At 67.0% G+C, this 16010-nt stretch carries 19 protein-coding genes; 2 read left to right on the top strand and 17 right to left on the bottom strand.

The genetic code is table 11. The features are described 5' to 3' along the window. Positions 1-4: 4 nt before the first annotated feature. From IEX71_RS00710 to IEX71_RS00650, 13 genes are all read right to left on the bottom strand, one after another. Entirely contained in the window at positions 5-916 is a 912-nt protein-coding gene (locus IEX71_RS00710; RefSeq protein WP_188835069.1) for a F0F1 ATP synthase subunit gamma, read from the bottom strand. A 115-nt stretch (positions 917-1031) separates the two neighbouring features. Further along, the gene (gene atpA, locus IEX71_RS00705) at positions 1032-2669 is read right to left on the bottom strand and encodes a F0F1 ATP synthase subunit alpha (protein ID WP_188835068.1); all 1638 of its coding nucleotides are present in this window, start codon (positions 2667-2669) and stop codon (positions 1032-1034) included. Between the two features lie 86 nt (positions 2670-2755). Continuing rightward, a complete protein-coding gene (locus IEX71_RS00700) occupies positions 2756-3568 on the bottom strand; it encodes a F0F1 ATP synthase subunit delta (protein ID WP_188835067.1) in 813 nt (270 codons plus the stop codon). Continuing rightward, positions 3568-4164: a F0F1 ATP synthase subunit B gene (locus IEX71_RS00695; RefSeq protein WP_188835066.1), complete on the bottom strand. Its 597-nt coding sequence runs from the start codon at positions 4162-4164 to the stop codon at positions 3568-3570. Before IEX71_RS00695 ends, IEX71_RS00700 begins: the two co-directional genes overlap by 1 nt. Before the next feature lie 53 nt (positions 4165-4217). Beyond that, on the bottom strand, positions 4218-4424 hold the full coding sequence (gene atpE / locus IEX71_RS00690; protein ID WP_188835065.1) for an ATP synthase F0 subunit C: 207 nt from the start codon (positions 4422-4424) through the stop codon (positions 4218-4220). Between the two features lie 119 nt (positions 4425-4543). Then, the gene (gene atpB, locus IEX71_RS00685) at positions 4544-5314 is read right to left on the bottom strand and encodes a F0F1 ATP synthase subunit A (protein WP_229749346.1); all 771 of its coding nucleotides are present in this window, start codon (positions 5312-5314) and stop codon (positions 4544-4546) included. Between the two features lie 137 nt (positions 5315-5451). Continuing rightward, entirely contained in the window at positions 5452-5769 is a 318-nt protein-coding gene (locus IEX71_RS22325) for an AtpZ/AtpI family protein (RefSeq protein WP_229749345.1), read from the bottom strand. Positions 5770-5780: 11 nt separating this feature from the next. Further along, on the bottom strand, positions 5781-6242 hold the full coding sequence (locus IEX71_RS00675) for a Cg1360 family ATP-synthase-associated protein (protein ID WP_188835063.1): 462 nt from the start codon (positions 6240-6242) through the stop codon (positions 5781-5783). A gap of 186 nt (positions 6243-6428) precedes the next feature. Beyond that, positions 6429-7508, bottom strand: coding sequence for a glycosyltransferase family 4 protein (locus IEX71_RS00670; protein WP_188835062.1), 1080 nt, complete (start codon positions 7506-7508; stop codon positions 6429-6431). 135 nt (positions 7509-7643) lie between these two features. Further along, complete coding sequence (gene glyA / locus IEX71_RS00665) at positions 7644-8918, bottom strand: serine hydroxymethyltransferase (RefSeq protein WP_188835061.1); 1275 nt, start codon at positions 8916-8918, stop codon at positions 7644-7646. A gap of 20 nt (positions 8919-8938) precedes the next feature. Continuing rightward, the gene (locus tag IEX71_RS00660) at positions 8939-9907 is read right to left on the bottom strand and encodes an L-threonylcarbamoyladenylate synthase (protein WP_188835060.1); all 969 of its coding nucleotides are present in this window, start codon (positions 9905-9907) and stop codon (positions 8939-8941) included. An 81-nt stretch (positions 9908-9988) separates the two neighbouring features. Then, on the bottom strand, positions 9989-10354 hold the full coding sequence (locus IEX71_RS00655) for a VOC family protein (protein WP_188835059.1): 366 nt from the start codon (positions 10352-10354) through the stop codon (positions 9989-9991). A 9-nt stretch (positions 10355-10363) separates the two neighbouring features. Continuing rightward, positions 10364-11380: a GNAT family N-acetyltransferase gene (locus IEX71_RS00650; RefSeq protein ID WP_188835058.1), complete on the bottom strand. Its 1017-nt coding sequence runs from the start codon at positions 11378-11380 to the stop codon at positions 10364-10366. Positions 11381-11574: 194 nt separating this feature from the next. Between IEX71_RS00650 and IEX71_RS00645 the strand changes: the two genes are divergently transcribed. Further along, a complete protein-coding gene (locus tag IEX71_RS00645; protein ID WP_188835057.1) occupies positions 11575-12141 on the top strand; it encodes a pentapeptide repeat-containing protein in 567 nt (188 codons plus the stop codon). Between the two features lie 38 nt (positions 12142-12179). Here IEX71_RS00645 and IEX71_RS00640 read toward each other — a convergent pair whose 3' ends face one another. The 4 genes from IEX71_RS00640 to rpmE form a co-directional block, all read right to left on the bottom strand. Beyond that, positions 12180-12518: a DMT family transporter gene (locus tag IEX71_RS00640; protein WP_188835056.1), complete on the bottom strand. Its 339-nt coding sequence runs from the start codon at positions 12516-12518 to the stop codon at positions 12180-12182. Positions 12519-12583: 65 nt separating this feature from the next. Beyond that, positions 12584-13441, bottom strand: a complete 858-nt coding sequence (gene prmC, locus IEX71_RS00635) for a peptide chain release factor N(5)-glutamine methyltransferase (RefSeq protein WP_188835055.1) — start codon at positions 13439-13441, stop codon at positions 12584-12586. A gap of 7 nt (positions 13442-13448) precedes the next feature. After that, on the bottom strand, positions 13449-14546 hold the full coding sequence (prfA, locus tag IEX71_RS00630; protein WP_188835054.1) for a peptide chain release factor 1: 1098 nt from the start codon (positions 14544-14546) through the stop codon (positions 13449-13451). A 90-nt stretch (positions 14547-14636) separates the two neighbouring features. Next, on the bottom strand, positions 14637-14855 hold the full coding sequence (gene rpmE / locus IEX71_RS00625; protein ID WP_188835053.1) for a 50S ribosomal protein L31: 219 nt from the start codon (positions 14853-14855) through the stop codon (positions 14637-14639). 286 nt (positions 14856-15141) lie between these two features. On the opposite strand from rpmE, the gene IEX71_RS00620 reads away from it, so the two are divergent. Continuing rightward, positions 15142-15990: an LLM class flavin-dependent oxidoreductase gene (locus IEX71_RS00620; RefSeq protein WP_188835052.1), complete on the top strand. Its 849-nt coding sequence runs from the start codon at positions 15142-15144 to the stop codon at positions 15988-15990. Positions 15991-16010: the final 20 nt, after the last annotated feature.

The raw sequence follows: 16010 nt of genomic DNA, 5'->3' as shown, positions 1-16010 counted from the left end.
CGTTTCAGGAGGCGTCCGCGAGAGCGCTGGCGCCACCAACGATCTCGCTGATCTCTTGGGTGATCTCGGCCTGCCGCGCCTGGTTGGCGAGGCGGGTGTAGGTCTTGATGAGTTCCTCGGCGTTGTCCGTCGCCGACTTCATCGCACGCTGACGCGCGGCGAGCTCGGAGGCGGATGCCTGCAGGAACGCGTTGTAGATCCGGGCGTTGACGTACTTCGGCAGCAATGCGTCGAGCACGTCGTCGGCGCTGGGCTCGAACTCGTACAGCGGCAGCGGACCGTCGGGCACGCCGTCGCCGTCGGCATCGGCCTCGCCCTCGACGACTTCCAGCGGCAGCAGGCGCACGACCTGCGGCTCCTGGTTCACCATGCTGACGAATCGCGTGTAGACGATGTGGACCTCGTCCACTCCGCCTTCGGCGCTGCCGTCGACGAACTGCTCGGTCAGGACGTCGCCGACCTCCTTGGCAACCTCGAAATCGGGGCTGTCGGTGAAGCCGGTCCACTCCTGCGCGAACTCGCGACGACGGAACTTGTAGTAGCTGACCGCCTTGCGCCCGACCAGGTAGGGGACGACCTCCTTGCCCTCGCCCTGAAGCCGCTCGATGAGTTCGGCGGCCTTCTTGATGGCGTTGACCGAGTAGGCACCCGCCAGACCGCGGTCGCTGGTGCAGATCAGCACCGCGGCGCGCTTCGGCTCGTCCCGCTCGGTGGTCAGGGCGTGGTCGGTGTTGCTGTGCGTCGCCACGGCGGAGCACGCACGGGTCAGCGCGATCGCGTATGGCGTCGACTGCTCGACCCGCTGGCGCGCCTTGACCACACGCGATGCCGCGATGAGTTCCATCGCACGCGTGATCTTCTTGGTGGCCTGGACAGACCGGATGCGCTGACGGTAAACCCGCATCTGCGCGCCCATGTTGTCCCCTTCCTTCTCGAAAGTTGTCGGTCATCCGTCGGCCGCGGGGCGGCCATCGGATTCCAGCGACTGACGTGAGGGTGAGATACCGATCCTCACGTCAGCCGCCGAGGAGTCAGCTCTTCTTGTTCTTGACGATCTTCGCCTGGTCGATCTGGTCCTGGGCGATCTCGTCGTGGGACTCGGCGCCTTCGCCACCGTGGTCCGGGCCGCCCTGGAACTGCGACTTCAGCTTCTTCATCGCCTCTTCGAAGACCTGCTTGCCACCGTCGTCCAGCTTGGTGGTCTCGTCGATCGCGTCGAGGGTGTCCTGGTGCTCGCGACGCAGCAGGTCGAGGAACTCGGCCTCGAACCGGTTGATGTCGGTGGCTGCCACGTCGTCCAGCTGACCGGTCGTGCCCGCCCACAGCGACGCAACCTGCGACGACAGCGAGTAGGGGCTGTTCTGGGGCTGCTTGAACAGCGACATCAGACGGTCACCACGTGCCAGCTGGTGACGGGACGCAGCGTCCAGGTCGGAGGCGAACATCGCGAACGCCTGCATCTCGCGGTACTGGGCGAGGTCGACCTTGATCGAACCGGTGACGGCCTTGAGCGCCTTGGTCATGGCGGCACCACCGACACGCGACACCGACACACCGACGTCGACCGCCGGGCGCTGGTTGGCGTTGAAGAGGTCGGCCTGCAGGTAGATCTGACCGTCGGTGATCGAGATGACGTTGGTCGGAATGTATGCCGAGACGTCGCCCGCCTTGGTCTCGATGATCGGCAGACCGGTCATCGAGCCGGCGCCCAGCTCGTCGGAGAGCTTCGCGCAACGCTCGAGCAGCCGGCTGTGCAGGTAGAACACGTCACCCGGGTATGCCTCACGGCCCGGCGGGCGGCGCAGCAGCAGCGACATGGCGCGGTAGGCCTCGGCCTGCTTGGTCAGGTCGTCGAAGACGATCAGGACGTGCTTGCCGTCATACATCCAGTGCTGACCGATGGCCGAACCGGTGAACGGTGCGAGGTACTTGAAGCCCGCGGCCTCGCCGGCCGGCGCGTTGACGATGGTGGTGTATTCCATCGCACCGGCCTCTTCGAGGGTGCGGCGGACCTCGGCGACGGTGGAGTTCTTCTGGCCGATGGCGACGTAGATGCAGCGGACCTGCTTGTTCGGGTCGCCGGTCTCCCAGTTTGCCTTCTGGTTGATGATCGTGTCGGTGGCGATCGTGGTCTTGCCCGTCTTGCGGTCACCGATGATCAGCTGACGCTGGCCACGGCCGATCGGGGTCATCGAGTCGATCGCCTTGATACCGGTCATCATCGGCTCGTGGACCGACTTACGGGACACGACGTTGGGAGCCTGGAGCTCCAGCTCACGGCGGGTCTCGGTCTTGATGTCGCCGAGTCCGTCGATCGGGTGGCCGAGCGGGTCCACCACGCGGCCGAGGAAGGCGTCGCCGACCGGCACGGAGAGCACCTCGCCGGTGCGCTTGACCTGCTGGCCCTCCTCAATGCCACCGAAGTCGCCCAGCACGACGACGCCGATGTCGTGGACGTCGAGGTTCAGCGCGATGCCCAGGGTGCCGTCCTCGAACTCCAGCAGCTCGTTGGTCATCGCCGAGGGCAGGCCCTCGACGTGCGCGATGCCGTCAGCAGCATCCACGACGGTGCCGACTTCCTCACGGCTGGCGGCACCCGGCTCGTACGACCGGACGTAGCCGTCCAGTGCTTCCCGGATCTCGTCCGGACGGATCGAAAGCTCCGTCATGTTGTTTCTCCTCCACGTGGGCGGACCGCCGACGGCCCGTTCAGTTCTTGCTCCGGCGTCATGTGCCGGAAGGTCTCTTGCGAGGGTCAGCCCGCCATGGTGCGGCGGGCGTCCTCCAGTCGGGTTGCGATCGTGCCGTCGATGACCTCGTCGCCGACCTGCACCCGCAGGCCTCCGACGATGTTCGGGTCGACGATGACGTTGAGCTGGACCGGACGGCCGTAGACGCGAGCCAGTGACTGGCCCAGACGGGACCGGTCGGCCTCGCCGAGCTCCACTGCCGAGGTCACGGTCGCGGCGAGCCGGTCGCGCAGCTGCGCGGCGACTGCGACATACGACTCCAGCACCCGCTCGACCCGACGACCACCGGGGTTGGCGGCTGCCTGGCGAGCCAGGCGAGTCGTCTCCGCGGCGGCCTTCCCATCGAGCAACGTGCCGACCAGGTCTGCCTTGTCCTTGCCGGAGCGTCGGCGGTCACCGAACGCGTCCCGCAGACCGGCGTCTCCGGCGATCGTGCGCTCGAAGCGAAAGAGCTCGTCCTCGACGTTGTCGAGACGTCCGGCACGCTCTGCCGACGTCAGCGTGGCTTCGACACCGAGCTGTTCCAGCGCGTCACCGAGGTCACGCTCACCGGCCCAACGCTGGCCGACCGCCTTGCGCAGCACCTGCTGCGCCGCGTCGCCGACCTTGCCGCCGAACAGCCGGTCCGCGAGAGTTTCCTTCGCGGACGCCTCGGCCGTCGGGTCGGTCAGCGCTCGCCGCAGCCCGGCACTGGACCCGAGCACCTCTGCGATCGCGAACAGTTCGTCACCGATCGAGTTCGCGTCCGAGCCCGACCCCAGCAGCGAGCTCAGCTCCTGCCGAACGGCCAGCAGCGATCCGCGCGAAGCGCCCTGCATCAGGCACCCTCGCTCGGCGTCGTGCCGACCTTCTCCGGCTTCACGTCACCGGACTCGAGGTCGGCGAGGAAGCGCTCGACGATGCCGCGCTGGCGGGTCTCGTCCTGCAGCGATTCGCCGACGATCTTGCCGGCCAGGTCGGTCGACAGCCGCCCGACGTGGCTGCGCAGCTCGACCTGGGCCTGCTGACGCTCGGCCTCGGTCTGCTTGTGCGCGCTCTCGATGATGCGCTCGGACTCGGCGTTTGCCTGGGCGCGCATCTCGCTGACGATCTGCGTGCCCTGGGTCCGAGCCTCCTCGCGAATGCGGGCTGCTTCGGCACGAGCGTCGGCGAGCTGGGCCTCGTACTGCGACTTGGCCTCCTCCGCCTGCTTCTGGACCTCGGCGGCCTGCTCCATACCGCCTTCGATGGCGGCCGTCCGCTCCTGGTACGCCTGCTCCAGCTTCGGAACGACGTACTTCCAGATGACGAACAGAATCCCGGCGAACACGACGAGTCCGAAGATCAACTCCGACCACTGCGGGAGGATCGGAGCCCTCTCCGCGACGTCGTGGTCGCTGGAGGCGGCGAGCCCCGCTACGGCGACACTGTGCATGACTCTCTCCTAAGAGACTGGGCTGATGGCGATCGGTGTGGTGACGCGGTCTGTCACTTGAAGACGAACGCGAGGACCAGACCGAAGATGGCGAGCGCTTCGGCGAGCGCGAAGCCGAGGATGGCGATCGACTGCAGCATGCCGCGAGCCTCGGGCTGGCGAGCAACGCCGTTGATGTAGGCGGCGAAGATCAGACCGATACCGACACCGGGGCCGATAGCGGAGAGGCCGTAGCCGAGAATCGCAATGTTGCCTTGCACGATGGTCTCTCTTTCTGAGTTTGTCTTTCATTGCTCCGACCGGCGGGACCGGTCAGAAGTTGGTGGGTGGTGCTGTATTCGGTTGTAAGTAGCTGAGGAGCTGTGCGCGCAATCGGCGCTCAGTGCTCCGTGGCGATCGAGTCGGCGATGTAGGTCGCCGCGAGCAGGGTGAAGATGTAGGCCTGCAGGAACTCGATCAGGATCTCGAACAGCGTCATCAGCACCGCCATCAGGAACGACCCGATGCCGAAGATCTTGTACTGGAAGCCGTCCTGGTGCAGCAGCATGAACTCACCACCGGTGATGAACAGCAGCAGCAGCATGTGGCCGGCGAACATGTTGCCGAAGAGTCGCAGTGCCAGCGTGACCGGGCGGGTGATGAAGTAGGTGATGATCTCCAGCACCAGGATCATCGGGCGGATCCACATCGGCAGGCCGGGCGGGATCAGGCTCTTCAGGTAGCCGACGACACCCTTGCGCTTGAACGCGATCGCCTGGTAGATGACGTAGACGAAGAGGGTCAGCGCGATCGGGAACGCGACGCGGCCCGTGGGCGGGAACTGGAAGAACGGGATGACGCTCATCAGGTTGCTCAGCAGCAGGGTGCAGAACACCGCGAAGAGCAGCGGCACGTACTTGAGGAACTCCTTGGTGCCGATGATGTCCTGGGCGATGCCGTTGCGGATCGGTGCGTAGACCTGCTCGGTGAGCCACTGGCCCTTGCTCGGAACGATGGCCGCCTTGCGGGTCGTCATCACGAGGAAGGTGCACACGACGACCCCGACGACCAGGAAGAGCACCATCGGGCGGGTGAACGACCAGTCGCCGTGGCCGAAGAACCGCTGGTAGAACTCCTGCGGGTTCGGCGGCTCGAACGATTCCGTCTTCACCGCAGCTAGTGGGCTAAAGCTCACAGGCGCTCCTCAGTCTTCTTTCAGGTTGGTCAGGAACTCTGGTCTGATGCTGGGTTCACTGGGTGACGTATGTCGCCCGACGGCAACGCGCACCGACAGCTGAATCGTGGCTGTCATTCCGCACCGTACCGAAACCAGATCAGGTAGATCGACAGGGCCATCCCCGCGAGGAGGCCGATCGGGACCAGGAAGCCGGTGTGCAGCCAGCGGTCCAATCCGTAGCCGATCAAGGCGAATACTACCGGTCCGCTCAGCAGATAACTCAGCGCACTCACCCCGACCGACTCGGTCATGCCGGGACGCTCGGTCTTCCAGTCCGACGAGCTCGCCAGGAAGGTGCCGAAGAGCCCTCCGGACTGGGCGTACTTCGAGGGCTCGGTCGGCTTCTTCGGCTCTACGGGGCGCGGTGCGTCGTCGTGCTGTTGCGACATACGGACTCCACTCATCGGGTGCTCCCCTCGGCGGTGTCGGTGGCCAGCTCGGAGTAGACCGCCTTGGGCGCACGCAGGTAAGCGGCCACTTGGGCCACCTGCCACACGAGCGCGGTCACCAGGACGGAGAGACCGAATGCCCAGCCATCGATCCAGTCCCGCTCGGAGAACAGCAGGATGATGACGCCGAGAAAGATGACCTGTCCAAGGTAGACCGCGAGGGCACTGGTCATCAGCATCATCGTGTTGTCGTCCGGGACGTGCTGCAGAATGCCGAGCCCGCCGGCGAAGAAGACAAGGGCGACCAGGACGCCGATCGCGGCGCTACCGCCACCCTTGGGTCCGTTGATCGCCCAGAAGACGATGGCCAGCACGGGCAGACAGATGGCGTTGGCCACGATGCCGGATCGCAGCATCGTCGCGAACGGAACGGCCGGAGGATCCGGGGCCGGTTCCGGTCGGGAGTCCGTCATGGGCTCGTACCAATCTGCCTGGTTCGTGGGCGTCGAAGGGGCGTCGCACAGTAGGCATTCGAGGCTGTTATCACCTCGTCGTCCTGCTTGTGAAAGTTATCACAAGCTCCCTGGCAGAGGGAAATCCGAACATGACTGCAGAGGTCCAGAGGCGTTCGACCGCAACCGTATGGCGCCCGCGGCGACTCAGTGACGGGCCAGCCGCGGCAGCCCGAGGGTCAGCACCAGGCACAGGGCGATGAGGCCGGCCAGCACGGCGGTCGCGATGGGGGTCGACAGGAAGTTGAAGAGCAGCACTCCCCCGGACACCGACGCCGACCACAGGTAGAGCAGCAACACAGCCTGCCGGTGCGGATGGCCCATCCGCATCAGCCGGTGGTGCAGATGCTTCTTGTCCGGGTGCCAGAACTTCCCACCGCGTCGTACGAACGCGAGCAGCACGTCCAGCACCGGCAACGCCAGGACCAGCACCGGCAACGCGATCGGCAGCAGGATCGCGACGGCCGAGCCGTTGCTGCTGCCCGGATCGAAGTTGCCGGTGAACGAGATGAGCGCGGCCGACAGCAGCAGACCGAGCAACAACGACCCGGCGTCGCCCATGAAGAGCTTGGCCGGGTGGAAGTTGTGCGGCAGGAAGCCGATACAGCAGCCGACGACGGCCGCCGAGATGAAGGTCGCGAGCGTGAAGACGCCGTAGTCGTAGTTCTGCCGGGTCGCGTAGCTCCAGATGAAGAACGCCGTTGCCGCGATGGCCGTCGTGCCGGCGGCCAGACCGTCAAGCCCGTCGGCGAAGTTGACCGCCTGGGTCGTGGCCAGCACCACCAGCACGGTGAGGCCGAACAGCACCGACTGCGGGAAGTAGGTCTGGGTGCCGAGGATCGGCAGGAACAGCAATTGCACTCCCCCGAAGACCGACATCACCAGCGCCGCGACGATCGTGCCGGCCACCTTGGTCAGCGGGTCCAGCTCGCGCAGGTCGTCGATGGCGCCGAGCGCGGTCACGATCGCCGCGGCCGCCAGGACCCAGAGCACCGACGAATAGTCGATCTTGGTGCCCAGATAGGGCAGTTGCTTGGCGACCAGGATGGCCGCGGCGAAGCCGAGCAGCAGCGCCACCCCGCCGAGGCGTGGGATAGGGACGGTGTGCACGTCCCGGCCACGCACCGGCGTGACGGCGTTCCAGCGGACTGCAGCCCAGCGGATGCCGGGAGTGGTGATGAAGGTGATCGCCGCCGCGACGATCGCGATGAGCAGATATTCACGCACGGAGGCTCATGCTCCGTTGCCTGCACTGAACGAACTTCACGGCGGAGCGAGGTCCTTCGGGTTGTGGATGTGCTGGTCGAGTCTTGCGGGTCGAGTAGTGCGAGGAACGTATCGAGACCGCGGGGCAGAGCTGACTCAGCGAGGGTACGCCGGGAACCGCTCGACAAGCTCCGTGACCTGGGCACGCACCTTCTTCGCGGCGGCATGCTCCGGAGTGCCGTCACCCTCGGTGATCGCGGTGTGGATCAGGTCCGCGATCTGCTTCATCTCGTCGGTGCCCATACCCTGCGTCGTGACGCACGGTGCCCCGACGCGGATGCCCGAGGCGATGTTGGGCTTCGCCGGGTCGAAAGGTATGGCGTTCTTGTTGAGCACGATGCCCGCGGCGTCGGCGCGCTTCTCCGCGTCCGCGCCGGTGACACCGATGCCCTGCAGGTCGTGCAGCGACAGGTGGGTGTCGGTGCCGCCGGTCGTCGGTCGTATGCCGTGTTCTCCCAGCGAGGTCGCCAACTGCTGTGCGTTGGCGATGACCTGCTTGGCGTAGTCGGCATACTCCGGCGTCGCGCACTCCTTGAAGTTGACCGCCTTGGCGGCGATGGAGTGCATCTGTGGGCCGCCCTGCATCATCGGGAAGACCGCCTTGTCGATCGCCTTGGCGTGCTCCTCCTTGCAGACGATCGCGCCGGCACGCGGTCCTCGCAGCACCTTGTGCGTGGTGAAGGACACGACGTCGGCATACGGGACCGGGCTGGGGATCGCTTTGCCGGCGACCAGTCCGATGAAGTGTGCGGCGTCGACCCAGAAGATCGCGCCGATCTCGTCGGCCAGCTTGCGGAAGAACTCGAAGTCGATCAGCCGCGGAATGGCGGAGCCGCCGGCCAGGATGATCTTCGGCTTGTGCTCCTTGGCGAGACGCTCGACCTCGGCGTAGTCGATGTCCTCGGTCTCCTTGTCGACGCCGTAGTTGACGGCGTTGAACCACTTGCCGGAGAAGCTGACCTTGGTGCCGTGCGTGAGGTGGCCGCCCATCGGCAGTGCCATCGACAGGATGGTCTCGCCGGGCTTCATGAACGCGCCGTAGACCGCCTGGTTGGCACTGGCGCCGGAGTGCGGCTGGACATTGGCGTGGTCGGCGTCGAAGAGCGACTTGCAGCGCTCGATCGCGAGGGTCTCGGCCTTGTCGACCTCGGAGCAACCGCCGTAGTAGCGACGGCCCGGGTAACCCTCGGCGTATTTGTTGGTCAGCGTCGAGCCCAGCGCGGTGATGACCGCGGGGCTGGACATGTTTTCACTGGCGATCAGCTGCAGGCCGCCGCGGATGCGATCGAGTTCGGAGATCAGGACACCGGCGATGTCGGGGTCGAACTGCTGCAGGGCGTCGAAGTCGGAACCGTAGAAGGGCGTGGTCATGTCGGACACCTTATTCGTCGTCACTTGTCGTCTTCGGGGGAAGTCTCGCGCCACTGATCGCCCAGCGTCGGCGGCTGGTCGGGTGCATCGGCGGAGGAGTGGATCTCGTCCGGCGCAACGGGATCCGCCGCTGCGCGGTCCGGCTCCGTGTCCGGCTCGGAGTCCGGCTCGGAGTCCGGCTCGGAGTCCGGCTCGGAGTCCGGCTCCGTGTCCGGCTCCGTGTCCGGCTCGGTGTCGGGCTCGGCTGGCTTGGCGAGGTCGACCGGCGACGCGTCGGATGAGTCGGTCTCGTCCTCGGTGCCGGCCTCGTCGGTCGGTTCAACGGGTGAGTTGATAGCGCGGCCGGTGATCAACTCCACGTCACCGAGCACCTTCTGCAACTCCTCGTTGCTGACGGAGCCCTCGCGCAGGACGACCGGGTCGGCCTTGGTGCAGTCCAGGATCGTGGAGGGCACGCCACCGGCCCGCTCGCCGCCGTCGAGGTAGATGTCGACGTAGTGCCCGAGCATGAAACCGGCCTCGGTCACGGTCGTCGCGGACGGCTTGCCGGTGCGGTTGGCGGAGCTCACCGCGAGCGGGCCGGTGCTCTCCAGTAGCGCGAGCGCGATCTCGTCGTCCGGCATACGCAGTCCGACCGTGCCGTTGGTGTCGCCGAGGTCCCAGGCGAGCGACTGCTGGGCGCGGAAGACGAGGGTGAGGCCGCCGGGCCAGAAGGCGTCCATCAGCCGCCCGGCGTATGACGGCACGGACATCGCGAGGCCGTCGACGGTCTGCCGGGACGGGATGAGCACCGGCGGCGGCATGTCGCGACCGCGGCCCTTGGCCTCCAACAACTGCGCGACGGCGGTCGGGTTGAAGGCGTCTGCGGCGAGGCCATAGACGGTGTCGGTCGGCACGACCACACACTCGCCACGGAAGATCGCCTCGGCTGCTGTGCTGATGCCTTCGTCGCGTGACTCGGGGACGTTGCAATCGAAGACTGGGCTCACTCGCGCAAGTCTGTCAGATGCCCCCGGGGCGCAGCGGACGTGTCTCGTGCATCCGCCGCTGCGCGCCGCAACGACCGGAGATCAGGCGATGCAGAGGCAGAACGGGTGCCCGGCCGGATCGAGGAAGACGCGGAACGACGACGGATTGGGCTGCACCTCGTGCTTGGTCGCACCGAGCTCGAGGGTCTGCCCCTCCGCCGTGTCGAGATCGTCGACCTCGACGTCGAGGTGCATCTGCTGCGGATGCTCCTGCCCCGGCCACTGCGGCGGGTGGTAGTCGGCCACCTGCTGGAAGTTGATCGGTGGCCAGCTCTCCGTGTAGATCTCGGCCCAGCTGTTGTCGTCGTCGATCTTCACGGCGAAGTCGAGCAACGTGCCGTAGAACGTCGCCAGCTGTCCGGGGTCGTGACAGTCGATCACCAGGGTGGGTGTGCGTGCGATAGCCATGGAGTGAAGTTACCCACGCCCGCCGACAGGACCCTCGAGCTCGTGCAGCACGTCGACACGACGAAAGCCGAAGGCATCGTTGGTGTGCTGCATCGCGGTGTTGTGCTGCTCGGTGTAGGTCTGCACCCAGCGCCGGCCGGCGCCCGTCCGCGCGCGCAGCGCGTCAAGATTGTCGAGGTTGGCCAGCTTCAGCCGCGCCCCGAGACGATGGCCGCGATGCGACCGGTCCACGAACGTGTCGTCCTGTATGACGAACTCGTCGTCATACCGCGACACGAACATCTCGGTGTATCCCGCACCCGATCCGTCCGGGGTGAGTGCCAGCGAGCGCAGTCGCGTCCAACCCTGCTCGGCGAACGTGCGCTCGGCATCACGGATCCGCGTGACGTCGACCTGCTGCGGTGTGTGGGTAAGCTCCCCCATCGGCACGTCCTGGTTCATGTGCGTCTGCATGCGTGCCCACTCGACGACATACGCGTCCGGCACCCGGTCCACGAAGGACGTGATGCGATAACCGTCCTCGACGGCGCGCAGCTTGGCGACCCGCTCACCGTCGACGGGCAGCTCGAGCAGGAACCGGTCCTCTGCGCTGACCGAGCGCATGCCGCGTGCCGACGCGAAGCGTCCGCCGTCGGTGTCGCCGACCGTCATCCCGGCGGGCACGTGCAGTTCCGCCTGCAGGACCGTCCGATCGTGTTGTGCCGCAATGTTTTCCACGTATGCCGCGAGGGACGTGCCGACTCCACGGCCGCGATGCAGGGGAGGGACTCCGAGTTCGACCGAGATCGTCTCGATGTCGTGCTGCAGCGGCATGGCTAGTTCGGCGCCGCCGACGCAAGTGGCACCGTCGAAGGCGCCGATCGCCATGCGTGCGAACCGTGTTGATTTCCGACCCAGGTAGACGCGGGTGGACTCCGGTGACTCCCACCACGACGACTCACGACCGGCCCGGTGCGCTGCCCGGATCCCGGCGTGCCACGCCTCGAACGCCGGATCCTCCGCCGTGAGCTGCCTGATCTGCACCATGCCAGCCATCCAACGGACTCGCTTCGGTCACCGCAAACCGTTTACTCCCTTCGCCGAGAGGACAGCCTTTCGTCGACGGGACAGGCGATCTGTGACGGAAGTGGCTGGTGAGGCGGGTATCGCATGTCCTCTCGGTCATAGCGTGTCCTCTCGGCGGAGGGGGCTGCGTCGGGTGGTGGTGTCAGACTCCCCGCATGGAGCTGATCGACGAGACGTATGACGGGCGTGATCTCCTCACCGCGCTGGCGACCACGACCGATGCGGTGTCGCTGATCCGCTGTGACCTGCGCGGATCTGACCTGCGCGACGCGGACCTGACCGAAGTGGCGTTCGTCGACTGCGTGCTCGACGAGGTCCGGCTGGACGGCGCGTCCCTGGGCGGCGCGAGCTTCACCGGGTGTCGCCTGATGGGTGCTTCGCTACCGCACACGCGCGGTCTCGGATTCACCATGCAGCGCTCGAATCTCTTTGCTGCCAACCTGATCGGTGCGGTCATCTCGCACACGGACCTGACGGGGTGTCGCTTCACCGAGGCGGTGCTGCGTGGCGCCGACCTGCGCTCTTCTGTGCTGGACGGGTGCGAGCTGAGCCATGCCGATCTGTATGACGCGAAGCTCGACGGAGCCGACCTGCGTGGTGCGGCGCTCGGACCGTGCGACCTAGACCGGCTGCACGCGCTGAAGGGCGCGATCATCACCGGTCAGCAGGCTCAGGACATCGTCGTCGAGTTGGCCGGCGTGACCATCGTCGACAACGGTTGAATGACCGCTCGGTCTCGACAAGATTCGAAAAGCGCGCGTCAGTGGGCCGATTCGCTCTCCAGCAGGACCACGCCACCGATCACCAGCAGGATGCCCAGGCCCATCTTCGCGGTGAGCGGGTCACTGAAGATCGCCTTGCCGAGCAGCGCGGTCAGTGCCACGCCGATCGCCGACCAGATGCCGTAGGCGATGCCTACCGGCATACCCTGCTTCAGCACCTGCGCGAGCAACACGAACGATCCGCCGTAGCCGATCACGATCGGGATCAGCCAGACGAGCTGTTTGAAGCCGTCCGACGCCCGCAGGCTGAGCGTCGCTCCGACCTCCAGCACGATCGCCCCGAGAAGCATTGCCCACACACCCCAGCGTCCGGTCATGCTGCAAGGTTACGACCGCGCGGGACGTGCGCCGGATCTCGATACGCTCCTTCGTCGCTACTCGATCAGCCTGGCCGGCGCGCGGTCACCGCGCGGGGGCGGCCTGCCAGATCCAGGTGATCCACCACGTGCGACCAGCCGGCGTGATCCAGCGCTGCCGGGAGCGAGTTCCCTTGACTGTCAGCGTGTTCCATCACCAGCAGACCACCAGGTTGCAGCAGCGCGTGCGCCCGGCGCGCGACGTCGAGCGGGATCCGCAGGCCGTCCTCGCTGCCGCCGTACAGGGCAACCTCGGGGTCGTGGTCGCGCACCTCGGGGTCGATCGGCACCATCCCGACCGGAATGTATGGCGGGTTGCTCACGACCACGTCCAGCGTGCCTTCCCGGCCGGGCAACGCCGACTCGGCCGGACCCTGCAGCACCTGCACGTCGAGGCCGAGCAACTCCGCGTTGCGGGCCGCCCAGGCGTGCGCCATCGGGTCCAGCTCGACGGCGTCCACCGTCGCCGAGGGCGCCTCGTGCTTGATCGCGAGCGCGATGGCGCCGGAGCCGGTGCACAGGTCGACGACCTGCGCCTCGGGCCGGTCGCCGACCTCCGCCAGCACCAGGTCCACCAGCAGCTCGGTCTCCGGTCGTGGCACGAAAACCCCTGGCCCTACACGTAGTTCGATGCCGCGGAAGGGCGCCATACCGGTGAGGTGTTGCAGGGGCACGCGCATCGCGCGTTGCTCGAGGAGATCGACGAGGCGGCGTTCCACCGGCTCCGGCGGTTCGTCGCCGAGCAACCGGCGACGTTGCAGCTCACCGACGGAGATGTCCCAGGCGTGCGCCAGCAGCAGCTGCGCGTCGTTGGCGGCGCTGGGAACCTCTGCCCTGGTCAGCCGCTCTGTCGCGGACGCGAGCAGCGCGCGGACCTCGGTCATGCGTGGCTCACGATGTGCGGGACCCTTCGGCGACGGCCGCCATCCGGGCCGCGTCGTCGGCGTCGATCGCCGACTGGATGACCGCGCCGAGATCGCCATCGAGGACGGCATCCAGGTTGTGCGCCTTGTAGCCGGTGCGGTGGTCGGCAATGCGGTTCTCCGGGAAGTTGTAGGTGCGGATCCGCTCGCTGCGGTCCACCGTGCGCACCTGCGAGCGCCGGGCGGCCGACGCCTCGGCCTCCCGCTCCTCCTGCGCGATCTGCCGCAACCGTGCCTTCAGCACCCGCAGCGCGGCTTCCTTGTTCTGCAGCTGCGACTTCTCGTTCTGGCATGAGACGACAAGTCCCGTCGGCAGGTGGGTGATCCGGACCGCCGAGTCGGTCGTGTTGACCGACTGGCCGCCAGGGCCGGACGACCGGTAGACGTCGATCTTCAGGTCGTTGGGGCCGAAGACGATCTCGTCGTCGTCACCCTCGTCGAGGTCGGGCATCACCATGACACCGGCTGCGGAGGTGTGGATCCGCCCCTGGCTCTCGGTGACGGGCACCCGCTGCACCCGGTGCACGCCACCTTCGTACTTCAGCTTCGCCCACGGCGCCTGCCCGGGCTCCGGTTGGCCCTTGGCGCGGATGGTCAGTCGCACGTCGGTGTAGCCCCCGAGGTCGGACTCGGTGCCGTCGGTGATCTCCGCACGCCACCCGGAGTGCTCGGCATACCGGAGGTACATGCGGACGAGATCGGCTGCGAACAAGGCGGATTCGGCGCCACCGGCGCCCGCCTTCACCTCGAGTATGACGTCCCGGTCGTCGTCCTCGTCCCGGGGCAGCAAGAGTTTGCGCAGCTTGTCCTCGGTCGCGCTGACCGTCTCCTCCAGAGCGGGGATCTCCTCGGCGAACGCGGCATCCTCGTCGGCGAGTTCGCGCGCCGCGGCCAGGTCGTCACGCGCCGCGGTCCAGGCTCGGTACGCCGCCACGGTGGGCGCGAGGGCGGCATACCTCTTGTTGAGCCGGCGCAGCGCCTTCGGATCGGCGTGCACGGCCGGATCGGCCAGCTGCCGCTCGAGGTCGGCGTATTCCTCGGCGACGGCTGCTGCTGACTCGATCATGGGGTGCCTTCCGGAACCTGGTGCGGTGAATGGTCTGACAACGCAAACGCCGGCCCTGACCGCAATGGGTCAGGACCGGCGTCGAAAAAGCTACTTGGCCGCGGTCTTCTTGCCGTAGCGCTCCTGGAAGCGAGCAACACGACCACCGGTGTCCAGAATCTTCTGCTTACCGGTGTAGAAGGGGTGGCACTGCGAGCACACGTCGGCGGAGATGGAGCCGCCCTCTGCGGTGCTGCGCGTGGTGAAGGTGGCGCCACACGTGCACGTCACCTGGGTCTCGTTGTAGGACGGGTGAATGTCCTTCTTCATGGAATCTCCTCGCGATCTTGCGCCCTCCGGGTCGCTGTCGCGGATGCGGAGCGTGAACCGGCGGACCAACCGTTGATTCTGCCAGCTGGCAGACCAACAGTCCAAACGAGAACCGTTCCCGACATATTCCGTGCGCAACCGCCGCGAGTGACGGCTCTCTCGCCGAGCGACGGTCCCATCGCGCCGTCACTCGGCGAAGAAGCCGTCATTCGGGTGAGGGTGGTGTCGGGCCCGGGCCGCAATGTGGATCAACCGGGTGTCGGTGGACAGCACTAGCTTGCCGAGGATGAAGTTCGCGTATGTCGTCCCCTTCACGACCGAGCTGGAGTTCGTCGAGCTGGCGCAGCTGGGCGAGGAGCACGGGTGGGACGCCGTGTTCAGCTGGGAGGCGGTCTACCGGCACGACGCCTGGGCGACGCTGGCGGCCGCCGCGGTATCGACCGAGCGCATCCGACTGGGCACGCTGCTCACACCGCTGCCGCGCTACCGACCGTGGGACCTCGCAGCACGGGTGGGCAGCGTCGACCGCCTCTCCGACGGCCGAGTGCTCCTTGGCGTCGGACTCGGCGCACCCAACGCCAACTGGTTGTCCTTCGAGCCGGACGAGGGCCGCAAGATCCGTGCCCAGAAGCTGGACGAGGGACTCGACATACTCACCGGGCTGTTGGCCGGGCAGCCGTTCAGTTATGACGGCACGCATTTCAGCGCCAGGCCGGTCACCGAGCTCGCGCCCCCACCGCCGGTGCAACGCCCGCACCCGCCGATATGGGTCGTTGGGGCTCTGGTCGCCGGCCGCGAACGCCAGCCGTCACTCGCTCGCGCCGCACGGTATGACGGCATCTTCCCGGCAGTGGTCCGCGCGGGTGAGCCGGCCGACATCACGCCGGAGTCGTTCGCCGAGATCGTCCGGCGCGTGCGTGATTTCCGCGCGACGGACGGCCTGGCAGACCGACCCTACGACGTCGTGATCGAGGCCGACTCCTACCGCGGTTTCGTCGATCTCGAGGGCGACCCTGCGGCCTGGGAGGCGGCCGGGGCGACCTGGTGGATCGAGTCGTGGTGGGACCTACCGGACACGCCCAAGACGGTGGACGAGCTGCGCCGCAGGGTCGCCGCCGGACCACCCCGAAATTGAGCGCTCTCCGGAAACCATTT

Origin of the sequence: Flexivirga endophytica, from assembly GCF_014640635.1 — a bacterium.
GTDB lineage: Bacteria > Actinomycetota > Actinomycetes > Actinomycetales > Dermatophilaceae > Flexivirga > Flexivirga endophytica.
This window is presented reverse-complemented; position numbering and strand designations above follow the sequence as displayed.